A 12679-nucleotide genomic window follows, 5' to 3' on the forward strand; every position below is an offset into this window, starting at 1 on the left:
GAGCACCACGTGGCGGAAGGCGCACTGACCGCGGAGGACATCCTCAGCACCACGGAGGACGTCCTCCGCCGCTTCGGCCCGGCCAAGGCGACCGTGGTGGACGTGGCCCGCGCCCTCGGTGTGAGCCACGGCAGCGTCTACCGGCACTTCCCGACCAAGACGGCGCTGCGCGAGGCCGTCACCCAGCGCTGGCTCGACCGCGCGCACGCGGGCTTGGCGGAGCTGGTCGCCGCCGACGCACCCGCGCCTCAGCGCCTGCGCGCCTGGCTGGCCGCGCTCTTCGAGGCCAAGCGCAGGAAGGCCCTGGGCGACCCGGAGCTGTTCGCCACGTTCTCCGTGCTGGTGAACGAGAACAGCGCCGTCGTCGCCGCGCACATCGCGGCGATGGTCGAGGACCTCACCAGGATCGTCGCCGACGGCGTGGCCTCCGGCGACTTCGCCACCCCGGACCCGGCCGTCAGCGCCAAGGCCGTCTTCGACGCCACGGCACGCTTCCACGACCCGGCCCACGCCGGCGACTGGTCCGCGCCGGACGTCGACGAGTCGTTCGACGCCGTGGTTTCCCTCCTGGTGGCGGGACTCCGGGCCCGCCCGTAGGGAAACCGCGGCGCGCGCATCGGGGGTGCGCACGCCGCGGCTTGGTCCGGGTTCGACGGTCAGGCGGTGGTCGCCGTGGTCACCAGGGCGGTGCCGCTGCCGGTCCGGCCGGTGATGAACAGGGACGGCTCGTCCGCCGGCGGCGTGTCGGAGACGTCGAGGTCGCTGCGCGCCGAGCCCGAGCTGGAGGCCAGGTCGACCTGCGCGGCCACGCCGGGCCGCACGCCGACGCGGACGTCGCCCGAGCCGGTGCCCAGCTGGACCTTGCCGGACGCGGCGTCGGCGATGGTGACGTCACCGCCGCCCGTCCGCACCTGCACGTCGCTCTGCACGGCGCCCAGCCACACGTCGCCGGTGCCCGTGTAGATCACGGTGTTCCCGCCGATCGACGACACCTCGACGTCGCCGCTGCCGGTCTTCGCCCGCAGCCCGCCGAGCATCGGCCCGAGCCTCAACTTGCCCGAACCCGAGTTGACCTGCGACGACGCGTCCGCGCGATCTGCGGTCACGTCACCGGTGCCGGTCTGGACCTCCAGTCGACCCGCCGCGCCGGTCACGGTCACCTCCGCCGAACCGGCCTTGGTGATCACGTGGGAGCCGGCCGGCGCCCGCACCGTCACGCTCAACGGCACGGCGCGCAGCGGCAGCGCCTTGGACGAGTGCACCGTCACCCGCCCGCCCGACAGCTCGAGCCGGGCGTCGCGCACCGCCTCCGCCGGTCCCGCCGGCTGCCCGCGGCCGTTGCCGAACTGGTCGTTCACCCAGCTCAGCAACCCGGACAGGCCCGCGGCCCACGACTCACCCGGCGACGGGTCGTGCTTGACCTCGACGTGCACGCCCGGCTCGTCGACCAGGTGCACCCGCACCCGGCCGGCGAGCAGCGCCACGTCGACCTCCACGGCCCCGTCGACCTCGAAGCTCTGCTGCCGAACGACGACATCCGATTCCATGATCCCCCCTCAGCCCTGCACCCAGCCGCGCACGCGGGAGGACGACGACGATTCGCCGCCCGACTGGTCCTTCGGCGGCCCCCAGTGCTTGTGGCCACCGCGCCGCCCGCCGACCGCCCCCTGCACGGCCTGCGCGACGAACGTGTTCAGCGACATCCCCTGGGCCGCGGCGGCTTGCTCGGCCTTCGACTTCAGCTCGTCCAGCAGCCGCAGGGTGACGCGCGTGGCGTCACCGGCGGAGGGCCGGGGAACTTCCTGCGGCTCGGGTTCGTGTTCCTCCCGAGCGGCCGTGCCGGTGACGACCACCTGCACGTCCCGTCCGTCCAACCGCACGTCGACGACAGGGCCGTCGAGGGCCGCGGTGACCTCCGCGGCCAGGTCGGACAGCGCGTTCATGAGCGCGAGCCGCGCGGCGGGCTCCAGGGCTGCGGACAGCAGGGCCGCGGTGCGCCGGGTGTTGTCGTCCCCGGCGGACGCGGCCGTCGCGAGGTCCTCGCGCAGTGCTGCGATGTACGGCGACAGATCCATGACACCACGATGACGTCAAATCTGACATCAGTCAAGGACATGGGTGACGTCGTTCATGACGTCACTGTGCGCGCCGCGAACGGACGCCGCCCCGTGGGCCGAACGGCGGCGGTGCAGCGCCGGTGTCGGGCAACGGCGCGGACGGCTTCGGTTAGGGTTCGAGCCATGGAGACGGTGGCGCCGAAGGTGCAGTTGATCGCGAAGACGGAGTTCTTCCCCCCGGACGGCGTCCCGTGGTCCACCGACGCCGACGGCGGCGAGGCGCTGGCGGAGTTCGCCGGGCGCGCGTGCTACCAGTCGTGGACCAAGCCGAACCCGGCCACCGCCACGAACGCCGGCTACATCAAGCACATCATCGAGGTCGGCCACCTGTCCGTGCTGGAGCACGGCTCGGTCAGCTTCTACCTGACCGGCATCTCCCGCTCGCTCACGCACGAGCTGATCCGGCACCGCCACTTCTCGTACTCGCAGCTGTCCCAGCGGTACGTGCCCGAGCGCAACGCCGCCATGGTCGAGCCGGACGTCATCGCGAACGACCCGGAGCTGCACGAGAAGTTCCTCGCCGCCGCGCAGGCGAGCGTCGACGCCTACAACGAGCTGCTCAAGGGCCTGGAGGAGAAGTTCTCCGACGTGCCCAGCGCCACCCTGCGCCGCAAGCAGGCGCGCCAGGCGGCCAGGGCGATCCTGCCCAACGCCACCGAGACCCGCATCGTGGTGACCGGGAACTACCGCGCGTGGCGGCACTTCATCGCCATGCGCGCCACCGAGCACGCCGACGTGGAGATCCGCGCGCTGGCCGTGGAGTGCCTGCGCCAGCTGCAGAAGGCGGCGGCCAACGTGTTCGCCGACTTCACCATCTCCACCCTGGCCGACGGCACCGAGGTCGCCTCCAGCCCGCTGGTCACCGAAGGCTGACGGCCGGTGAAGCGGCTGATCGTCGACGTCCAGCCGGGCGAGTACACGGTCGCGCGGCTGCCGGCCGACGCGCCGGTCCCGGCCGGGCTGCTCGACGCGCCCGGCCTGGTCTCGGTGACCAGGACACCCGACGAGCTGTCGATCGTGTGCCCGGCCGAGCGCGCGCCGGAGGCGGAGACCGCGCAACCCGGCTGGCGGTTGCTGACCGTGCGCGGTCCGCTGGAGTTCACCCTCACCGGCATCATGGCCGCCCTGTCGGGTGAACTGGCCGCGGCGGGCGTGAGCCTGTTCGCGCTGTCCACCTACGACACCGACCACCTGCTGGTGAAGTCCGGCGACCTGGCCCGCGCCGTGCAGGCGCTGCGGTCGTCCGGACACGAAGTCACGAAACCGTGAAACCGGATCGGGTGATGCGCGGTCTGAAGTAGCGTTCCGCCCGGTCCGCGGGTTTCGAGGAGTGACGGTGACTGGTCCGACGCAAGGTGTGAGCGCTCAACCCCGCGTGATCGCGGGCAGGTACACCCTGCTCGCCGAGCTGGGACGCGGCGGCATGGGCGTCGTCTGGCGCGCCCAGGACAACGTGATCGGCCGCCAGGTCGCCATCAAGGAGCTGCACCTGCCCGACGGCATCGCGCTGGAAGAGCGCCGGGTGCTGGAGGAACGGGTGATGCGCGAGGCGCGCACCGCGGGCCGGCTGAACGACCCGGGCGTGGTCACCGTGTACGACGTGGTCGCCGAGCACGGCATGAACTACATCGTGATGGAGCTGGTCGAGGCCGCCACGCTGTCCACTATGATCAGCGCGCACGGCCCGATGCCGCAGGACCGGGTCATCTCGATGGCCATCCAGGCGCTGTCCGCCCTGGACTCCGCGCACCAGGCCGGGATCGTGCACCGCGACGTCAAGCCCGGCAACCTCATGGTCACGCCCAACGGCCGGGTGAAGCTCACCGACTTCGGCATCGCCCAGGCCGTGGACGACCCGCGGCTGACCACCAGCGGCAGCCTCATCGGCTCGCCCGCCTACATGTCGCCGGAACGCATCCACGGCAACGAGGCCTCGCCCGCCTCCGACCTGTGGGCGCTCGGCGCGACGCTCTGCTACGCCGTCGAGGGCGCCAACCCGTACGACCGGCCGACCACCGCGTCCACCCTGCACGCGATCATGAACGAGATGCCCCGCCTGACCAGGGCGCACGGCGTGCTCGGCGCGGTGATCACCGGCCTGATGATGCCCGACCCGAACGCCCGGCTGACCGGCCCGCAGGCGCGCGCCATGCTGGAACGCGCGGCGGCCCACCCGACGCCGCCGACCGGGTTCGGCGCGCCGAACCCGACCATGCACTACACCCCGCCCACCGCCGTGCGGAAGCCGTGGCTCAAGGGCCTGCTGATCACCGGCACGGCGGTGGCGGCGGTGTCGCTGCTGGTCGGCGGCGTGTTCCTCGGCCGGTGGTTGTTCACCGAGCAGTCGCCCGCCGCGATGGCCGAGACGGTCACCTACGGGCCGGGCGGCACGATCGAGCCCGCCCAGTTCAAGGCGGGCGCCGGGCAGTGCGGCGACAACCTGGTCGACCCCAACACCACGGTCAACTACACCGACTGCGACGAGCCGCACCGGGTCGAGGTCTACGCGGCGGCGGAGCCGTTCGGGTCGGACAAGATGCCCTACCCGGGCGACGAGTGGCTGCGCGGGTACGCGGAGAACTACTGCACGCTGCACTTCATGTCCGAGCGGGTGCCCGTGGAGGACAAGGAGTCCAAGCTCCGCTACGTCGCCGTCGTGCCCACCTCGGGCGTGTGGGCGGAGGACCCGTCCAACTCCTCGTCCTCGGACAAGCGCTACCGCGACGTGGCCTGCGTGCTGTGGAACAAGGACGGCACCGCGCTGAAGGACCGGCTGTACGCCAAGTAACGTGGGTCCATGGGCGTCGCGCAGGACGAACGCAGGCTGCTGACCGAGCTGTTCGCCGAGGTGGGGCCGGGCGCGCCCACGTTGTGCGACCCGTGGCGAACCCGGGACCTCGCCGCGCACCTCGTGCTGCGGGAACACCGACCGGACGCGGCGGCGGGCATCCTGGTCAAGCCGCTGGCCGGGCACACGCAGCGCGTCCAGGACGCCTACGCGGCCAGGCCGTGGGACGAGCTGGTCGAGCTTGTCCGCGTCGGACCGCCCCGGTTCTCGCCCTACGCGCTCATCGACGAGCTGGTGAACTCCGTCGAGTACTTCGTGCACCATGAGGACGTGCGCCGGGCGCGGGACGACTGGGAGCCGCGTTCACCCGATCCGGTACGAGACGCGGTGCTGTGGCAGCGGCTCGCGCCGGCCGCCCGGCTGATGTACCGCAGGAGCCCGGTCGGGGTGGTGCTGCGCCGCCCGGACGGCGAGGCGGTCGTGGCCAAGCGCGGGGCGAACCCCGTGGTGCTGACCGGGCAGGTCTCGGAACTGCTGGTGCACGTGTTCGGCCGGGCCGCCGCACGCGTCGAGTACGACGGCGCGGACGACGCCGTGCGGCTGGTGCGTGCCCTCGACCGGAGCATGTAGTCGCAGCTTGCCGAGGGTGACGCGGTAGATTTCCGCATATGACCGGAAGTCCTACCGCCTCGCCCGGCCGCCCGTTCGGCCGCGTGCTCACCGCCATGGTCACCCCGTTCGACGCGGAGGGGGCGGTGGACCTGGACCGGGCGCAGCGGCTCGCCGAGCACCTGGTCGAGCTGGGCAACGACGGTCTCGTGGTCAACGGCACCACCGGCGAGAGCCCGACCACCACCGACGCGGAGAAGGCGGACCTGGTCCGCGCCGTGGTCGAGGCGGTCGGCGACCGCGCCACCGTGGTCGCCGGCGCGGGCACGTACGACACCGCGCACAGCGTGCACCTGGCCAAGCAGGCGGAGGCGGCGGGCGCGCACGGCCTGCTGCTGGTCACCCCGTACTACTCGCGGCCCACCCAGGAGGGTGTGTTCGCGCACTTCACCGCCGTGGCCGACCAGGTCGGCGTGCCCGTGATGCTGTACGACATCCCGCCGCGCACCGTGATCCCCATCGAGGTGCCGACCCTGCTGCGGCTCGCCGAGCACCCGCGGATCGTCGCGGTGAAGGACGCCAAGGGCGACCTGCACGCGGGCAGCAAGGTCATCGCGGCCACCGACCTGGCCTACTACTCCGGTGACGACCCGCTGAACCTGCCGTGGCTGTCGGTCGGCGCGGTCGGCTTCGTCAGCGTGATCGCGCACTTCGCCGCGGACCGGCTGCGCGACCTGCTCGACGCGTTCGAGTCCGGTGACGTCGCCGGCGCGACCGCGATCCACCAGTCGCTGCTGCCGCTGCTGCGTCCCTTCAGCGGGATGCCCGGCGTCACCTACGCCAAGACCGCCCTGCGCCTGCGCGGCCTCGACGTCGGTGACCCGAGGCTGCCGCTGGTACCCGCTTCAACCGAGGACATCGAGGCCGTCGAGGCCGAATTGGGAGTCAACGCGTGATCAACCCGAACTCACCCCCGCCCGCACTGCCCGACGGAGGTCTGCGCGTCGTCGCACTGGGTGGAATTGGCGAGATCGGCCGCAACATGACGGTGTTCGAGCACACCGGCCGGCTGCTCGTCGTGGACTGCGGCGTGCTCTTCCCCGAGGACGACCAGCCTGGCGTCGACCTGATCCTCCCGGACTTCCGGGCCATCGAGGACCGGTTGGACGACATCGACGCGCTGGTGCTCACCCACGGGCACGAGGACCACATCGGCGCGGTGCCGTTCCTGCTGAAGCTGCGCCCCGACCTGCCGGTGGTCGGCTCTCGGTTCACCCTGGCGCTGCTCGCGGCCAAGTGCAGGGAGCACCGCCAGACGCCGAGGCTGATCGAGATCACCGACGGCGACCGGCGCGCGTTCGGGCCGTACGAGCTGGAGTTCTTCGCGGTCAACCACTCCATCCCGGACGCGGTCGCGGTCGCCGTCCGCACCTCCGCCGGGCTGGTGCTGCACACCGGCGACATCAAGCTCGACCAGCTGCCGCTCGACGGCAGGCTCACCGACCTGGCCGGGTTCTCCCGGCTCGGCGACGAGGGCGTCGACCTGTTCCTGGTCGACTCGACCAACGCCGAGGTGCCGGGGTTCGTCGCGCCGGAGCGCGAGATCGGGCCGGTGCTGGAGAACGTCGTCCGCAAGGCCAACCAGCGGGTGATCGTGGCGTGCTTCGCCTCCCACGTGCACCGGGTGCAGCAGGTGCTGGACGTGGCCGTGCAGTACGAGCGGCGGGTCGCGCTGGTCGGCCGGTCGATGGTGCGCAACATGGGCATCGCGGCCGAGCTCGGCTACCTCAACGTGCCGGACGGGTTGTTCGTCGACCTCAACGAGGCGATGGAGCTGCCCGAGGACGAGGTGATGTTCGTGTCGACCGGCTCGCAGGGCGAGCCGCTGTCGGCGTTGTCGCGGATGGCGCGCGGCGAGCACCGGCAGATCTCGATCAGGGCGGGCGACACGATCGTGCTGGCGTCCTCGTTGATCCCGGGCAACGAGAACGCGGTGTTCGGCGTGGTCAACGGCCTGGCGCGGCTCGGCGCGACGGTCGTGCACCAGGGCAACGCCAAGGTCCACGTGTCCGGGCACTCGCCGGCGGGGGAGTTGCTGTTCCTCTACAACGCCGTGCGGCCGTCGAACGTGATGCCGGTGCACGGCGAGTGGCGGCACCTGCGGGCGAACGCGGCGCTGGCCGTGGCGACGGGGGTGGACGCGGAGCGGGTCGTCATCGCCGAGGACGGCGTGGTGGTCGACCTGGTCGACGGCAAGGCGGCGATCAGCGGCAAGGTCGAGGTGGGCCACGTCTACGTGGACGGCCTGTCGGTCGGCGACGTCGGCGAGTCGACCCTGTCCGACCGGCTCGTGCTCGGCGAGGGCGGGTTCATCGCGATCACCGTGGCCGTGGACTCCAGCAGCGGTCGCGCGGTCGCGCCGCCGACCGTGTCCGGCCGGGGTTTCTCCGACGACCCGAAGGCGTTGGACCAGGCGGTGTCCCTGGTGGAGATGGAACTGTCCCGCACGGAGGCCGAGGGCATCACCGACTCGCACCGCATCGCGCAGGCCGTGCGCCGCGTGGTGGGTCGCTGGGTGGCCGAGACCTACCGCCGTCGGCCGATGATCGTGCCGACCATCATCCCGGTGAACTGACCACCTGCGCGCGGGGAGGACTTGTCGTGGCCGAACTGGTGTTGTTCCACCACTCGCACGGGTTGACGCCCGGTGTGACGAGCTTCGCCGAACGCCTGGCCGAGGCCGGGCACACCGTCCACGTGCCGGACCTGTTCGAGGGGCGGGTCTTCGTCGACATCGGTGACGGCATGGACTACGTGCAGGCGGTCGGGTTCGGCACGATCGCCGAACGTGGCCGCGCCGCCGCCGAGGGCCTGCCCGCCGATGTCGTCTACCTGGGGTTCTCGCTCGGCGTGCTGCCGGCGCAGCTGCTGGCCCAGACCAAGCCGGGCGCCGCGGGCGCGCTGCTGGTCAGCGCCTGCGTGCCGGTGTCGGAGTTCGGCGACGCGTGGCCCGCGAGCGTGCCGGTGCAGGTCCACGCGATGGCCGCCGACCAGCTGTTCGTGGAGGACGGCGACCTCGACGCGGCGCGTGCCCTGGTGGCGGGCGCGGCGGACGGGGAGCTGTTCCTGTACCCCGGCGACAAGCACCTGTTCGCCGACCGGAGCCTGTCGTCGTACGACGAGGTGGCCGCCGTGCTGCTGATGGAGCGCGTGCTCGCGTTCCTGAACTGACCGCCAGGCGTCGGGAACGCGGTGCTCCGCCCGGTGGGCTTCGTCGGCTTCCCGCCCGGGTCGGGGGATCCGCACTCCCCGGGGTGGTCGGCCACGGCTCCGACGGGCTGGCACCGGTCGCGATCCCGTGCCGCCCGGGGTGGGCGCCGGGAACCACCGGTGCCCACCCGTCCCACCGTCGACCGCGCCGCGACCCGTCACGACCGGGTAGCCGGCAGCTACCGGACAGCGGTCCGGCGCCACGCCGGGCCGTCGCCATGCTGTGGTGGTGAACCGCAGCGAACCGGCCGTGATCGCGGTGTTCCGGCTGCGGGAGTTCCGCTTCCTCTGTGCGGCTGAGCTGTTCTCGATCCTCGGCGACCAGTTGGCCCGGGTCGCGCTGGCGGTCCTCGTGTACGGGCGCACGCAGTCGGCGTGGTGGGCGGCGGTCGCCTACGCGTTGACGTTCCTGCCCGCGTTGCTCGGCGGGGTCCTGCTGTCCTGGCTCGCCGACCGGTACCGGCGGCGGGCGGTCATGGTCGGCGCGGACCTGTCGCGGGCCGTCCTGGTCGCGGCGATGGCGCTGCCGGGTCTGCCGTTGTGGGCGTTGTGCGGCCTGCTCGTGGTCGTGGTGCTGCTGGGGTCGCCGTTCACCGCCGCCCAGGGCGCGTCGTTGCCCGACGTGCTGCCCGGCGACCTGTACGAGCGCGGCTCGGCGGTGCGGCAGATGACGAGCCAGGCCGCGCAACTGGTCGGGTTCGCGGGCGGTGGGGTGCTGGTCGCCGCGATCAGCCCAGGGCTCGCGCTGGTGGGCGACGCGGTGACGTTCCTGCTGTCGGCCGCCCTGATCCGGATCGGCGTGCTGGACCGGCCCCCGGCCACCGCGGCACGGGACACCGCGGGCTCGGCGCGCGCGGTGATCACGTCGATCGCCACCGACCCGCGACGGCGCGTGCTGGTGCTGCTGGCGTGGCTGGTCGGCTGGTACGTCGTGCCCGAGGCGTTGGCCGCCCCGTACGCCGATCGACTCGGCGCCGGACCGGCGGTGGTGGGCGTGCTCATGGCGGCCGATCCGCTCGGCAGCGTGCTCGGCGCCTGGCTGTTCGTCCGGTACGTGCCCGCGCACCACCGCGCCCGGCTCGTCGGCGCGCTCGCGGTCGGCGCGGGGATTCCCTTGGTGCTGTGCGCTTTCCGGCCCGGTCTCGTGCTCACCTTCGCGTTGTGGAGCCTGTCCGGCGCGGCGTCCGCGGCGTACCTGCTGCAGACGCAGACCGGGTTCGTGCGGGCGACGCCCGACACCGAACGGGGCCGTGCCATCGGGGTGGCGGCGTCCGGCCTCGTCGCCGCGCAGGGCCTCGCGGTCTTCGTCGGCGGTTTGTGGGCCGACCGCTGGGATCCGGCGACCGCGACGGCCGTGGCCGGTGCGACGGGTGCGCTGTGCTCGCTCGCGTGCGCGGTGGCGTGGCACCGCGCGAACCAGCCACCCGCGGCAGGCGTGCCCGCGGGTGGCTGATCCGGACCTCACCAGCCCCTGTTGCGCACGGTCCCGCGCCAACTCTTGTTGCGGGCCCAGCTCTTGTTGCGCGCGTTCCGGTTGTCGTTCCGCATCGTGACCTCCTGTTCCGGTGGGCCGTCCGCCCACGGGACCAGGCTGCTCCGCCGCGGCGCGACGAAGCCGTAGCCGGCCTGTTGCTGTCACGCTAGGGTCTGACGCGGCAATCGATCATGACGGCGGAAGGACGGTCGATGGATCAGACCTTCGTGGCCCTGGCTGATGAGCTCGCCTCCCAGGGGTCGTGTCGCTGACGTAGTTCCCGGCTCCTGCTGAGGCGGGCCGGGCGGCGCTTCCCGCGCGCCGCCCCGTCCTCGCGCGTTGTGCCGCGCGTCCGCACTCATCAGGAGCTTTGCCATGCCCGCACGACTTTTCCGCGATCATCCCGACTACCTCAGGCTGTGGTGGGCGGCCGCGGCCACGAACCTCGGCGACGGCGCGCTGCTGGCCGCCGGGCCGTTGCTGGTGGCGTCGCTGACCAAGGACCCCGCCGCCGTGGCCTCGGCGGTGTTCGCCCAGCAACTGCCCTGGCTGCTGTTCGCGTTGACCAGCGGCGCGCTGGCCGACCGGTTGCCCCGCCGGACGTTGATCGTGGTGGTGAACGCGACCCGGGCCGGTGTGCTCGCGGCGCTGGCCGCCGTGGTCGCCTTCGACGCGGACCGGCTGTGGCTGATCTACCTCGTGCTGTTCCTGCTCGGCACGGGGGAGACGTTGGCCGACACGGCGTACGGCGCGCTCTTCGTCGAAACGGTGCCGAAGGACCTGCTGGGTCGGGCCAACGCCCGGTTGACCCTGACCTTCACGCTGGGCAACCAGTTGGCCGGTCCGCCGCTCGGCGCGGTGCTGTTCGCCGTCGGCGCGGCGCTGCCGCTGGGGTTCCACGCGGTGGCGTACGCGGTGACCGTGGTGCTCGTGGCCAAGGTCGCGGTGTCGCCGCCGCTGCCCGACCCCGAGCCGTCGACCCTGCGGGCGGACGTGCGCGAGGGTCTGCGGTGGCTGTGGCACAACCCGTCGATGCGCGTGCTGGCGTTGTGCGTGCTGGTGATGAACCTGACCGGTGTGGGCGCGTTCGCCGTCTGGGTGCTCTACGCCGAACAACGGCTCGGGCTGACCGGGTTCGGGTTCGGGCTGTTCGTGGCGGCGGGCGCGGTCGGCGGGATCACCGGGTCGTGGGTCTACGGGCGGCTGGAGCAGCGGTTCGGGCACGGGGTGCTCCTCCGGGCGGGACTCGTGGTCGAAGCCTTCACCTATCCGGTGTTGGCCCTCACGCGTGACCCGTGGTTCGCGGGTGCCGTCATGGCGGTGTTCGGCGTGCACGCCGTCGTGTGGGGCTCGGTGGCGACCACCGTGCGGCAGCGCAGCACCCCGACCGAACTGCTCGGCCGGGTCGGCAGCGTGTACCAGCTCGCCTCGGTGGGCGGTGCCGCGCTGGGCGCGCTGCTCGGCGGGGTGCTGGCGCGGTGGACCGGTCTGCTGACGCCGTTCTGGGTGGCCGGTGGCGCGGTCGCGGCGATGACCGCGCTGGCCTGGCGCAGGCTGCGCGAGGTGACGCCGGTCGGGTGAGCCGCAGGCCCGTGGCGCTCAGCCCTGGTTCGGGCGCCACGGGCTCTTGCCCGTCGTCGGCCGCGTGGGGTCGTGGAACTTCGGCAGGTCCGGCTCGTCCGGCCGCAAGGGCACCAGGCCCGCGGTGATCGCGCGCATGATCCGCTCGTGGGCCCGCCGCGCGTCGCCCGGCTTGCCGTCCTCCAGCCCGGACAGGTCCACCGGCTTGCCGAAGTGCACCTTGAACGTCGGCCGCTTCCGCAGGCCTCGCAAGTAGGACGTGAGGTAGGGCTTGGCATCGGCCCACCCGCCGACGTGCGTGTTGCCCCAGTAGACGGCCTCGTGCGCGCCCCACTGGCTCACCGGCACGACCGGGATCCCGCCGCTGAGCGCCAACCTCGCCGCACCCGTCTTGCCCCGTTCCGGCCACAGCCCCGGGTCGAGGCTGATCCGGCCCTCCGGGTACATCGCGATCGGGTCGCCGCCGCGCCGCAGCACCTCGACGGTGCGGTGGTAGGCGTCGCCGACGTCCGCGGCCGAGCGGTCGACGCGCACGTGGCCGGACGCCTTCAGCAGGGGCCCGAGGACCGGCGCGTCGAGCAACCCGCCCGCGAGCAGGAACCGCGGCGCGACACCGATCCGGCGGCACGCCGCGATGAGCACGAAGGGGTCGAGGTTGCCGATGTGGTTGGACGCGAGCAGCAGGGGACGTCCCCTGAGGTCCGCCGGGACGTCGCCGGTGACTTCGAGTCGTCCGCTGAGACCGACGACCCCTTGGTCGACGGCGGTCAGCACGCGCCACAGCAGTGGTGTGGACACGACGGGCAGGCTACGGCGTGTCGAGGTGTCTGCGCACCGGGT

At 72.7% G+C, this 12679-nt stretch carries 13 protein-coding genes; 10 read left to right on the forward strand and 3 right to left on the reverse strand.

Features of this window, described 5'->3' with window-relative positions:
- Positions 1-9 precede the first annotated feature (9 nt).
- Positions 10-597: a TetR/AcrR family transcriptional regulator gene (locus AB0H12_RS06570; RefSeq protein ID WP_499621310.1), complete on the forward strand. Its 588-nt coding sequence runs from the start codon at positions 10-12 to the stop codon at positions 595-597.
- 59 nt (positions 598-656) lie between these two features.
- Here the strand turns inward: AB0H12_RS06570 and AB0H12_RS06575 are convergent, their stop codons facing one another.
- A complete protein-coding gene (locus AB0H12_RS06575) occupies positions 657-1547 on the reverse strand; it encodes a DUF4097 family beta strand repeat-containing protein (RefSeq protein ID WP_499621312.1) in 891 nt (296 codons plus the stop codon).
- A 9-nt stretch (positions 1548-1556) separates the two neighbouring features.
- Positions 1557-2075: a toxin-antitoxin system HicB family antitoxin gene (locus AB0H12_RS06580; protein ID WP_230570263.1), complete on the reverse strand. Its 519-nt coding sequence runs from the start codon at positions 2073-2075 to the stop codon at positions 1557-1559.
- Positions 2076-2240: 165 nt separating this feature from the next.
- Here AB0H12_RS06580 and thyX point away from each other — a divergent pair, with 165 nt between their 5' ends.
- The 9 genes from thyX to AB0H12_RS06625 all read left to right on the forward strand — a co-directional run bounded on the left by thyX (position 2241) and on the right by AB0H12_RS06625 (position 11839).
- Positions 2241-2990 (forward strand): FAD-dependent thymidylate synthase, encoded by a 750-nt coding sequence (gene thyX, locus AB0H12_RS06585; RefSeq protein ID WP_499621314.1) that lies wholly within the window; start codon positions 2241-2243, stop codon positions 2988-2990.
- 6 nt (positions 2991-2996) lie between these two features.
- On the forward strand, positions 2997-3386 hold the full coding sequence (locus tag AB0H12_RS06590) for an ACT domain-containing protein (RefSeq protein WP_499621316.1): 390 nt from the start codon (positions 2997-2999) through the stop codon (positions 3384-3386).
- Between the two features lie 67 nt (positions 3387-3453).
- The gene (locus tag AB0H12_RS06595; RefSeq protein WP_499621318.1) at positions 3454-4905 is read left to right on the forward strand and encodes a serine/threonine-protein kinase; all 1452 of its coding nucleotides are present in this window, start codon (positions 3454-3456) and stop codon (positions 4903-4905) included.
- 9 nt (positions 4906-4914) lie between these two features.
- Positions 4915-5535 (forward strand): TIGR03085 family metal-binding protein, encoded by a 621-nt coding sequence (locus AB0H12_RS06600; protein ID WP_499621320.1) that lies wholly within the window; start codon positions 4915-4917, stop codon positions 5533-5535.
- A 38-nt stretch (positions 5536-5573) separates the two neighbouring features.
- On the forward strand, positions 5574-6470 hold the full coding sequence (gene dapA, locus AB0H12_RS06605; protein WP_499621322.1) for a 4-hydroxy-tetrahydrodipicolinate synthase: 897 nt from the start codon (positions 5574-5576) through the stop codon (positions 6468-6470).
- Complete coding sequence (locus tag AB0H12_RS06610) at positions 6467-8149, forward strand: ribonuclease J (RefSeq protein WP_499621323.1); 1683 nt, start codon at positions 6467-6469, stop codon at positions 8147-8149. Before dapA ends, AB0H12_RS06610 begins: the two co-directional genes overlap by 4 nt.
- A gap of 26 nt (positions 8150-8175) precedes the next feature.
- Complete coding sequence (locus AB0H12_RS06615) at positions 8176-8745, forward strand: dienelactone hydrolase family protein (protein WP_499621325.1); 570 nt, start codon at positions 8176-8178, stop codon at positions 8743-8745.
- Between the two features lie 268 nt (positions 8746-9013).
- On the forward strand, positions 9014-10237 hold the full coding sequence (locus AB0H12_RS06620) for an MFS transporter (RefSeq protein ID WP_499621326.1): 1224 nt from the start codon (positions 9014-9016) through the stop codon (positions 10235-10237).
- 396 nt (positions 10238-10633) lie between these two features.
- The gene (locus AB0H12_RS06625; protein ID WP_499621328.1) at positions 10634-11839 is read left to right on the forward strand and encodes an MFS transporter; all 1206 of its coding nucleotides are present in this window, start codon (positions 10634-10636) and stop codon (positions 11837-11839) included.
- A gap of 18 nt (positions 11840-11857) precedes the next feature.
- Here the strand turns inward: AB0H12_RS06625 and AB0H12_RS06630 are convergent, their stop codons facing one another.
- Complete coding sequence (locus AB0H12_RS06630; protein WP_499621329.1) at positions 11858-12637, reverse strand: lysophospholipid acyltransferase family protein; 780 nt, start codon at positions 12635-12637, stop codon at positions 11858-11860.
- Positions 12638-12679 lie beyond the last annotated feature (42 nt).

Origin of the sequence: Actinosynnema sp. NPDC023794, assembly GCF_040639675.1 — a bacterium.
Taxonomy (GTDB): Bacteria; Actinomycetota; Actinomycetes; order Mycobacteriales; family Pseudonocardiaceae; genus Actinosynnema; species Actinosynnema luteola.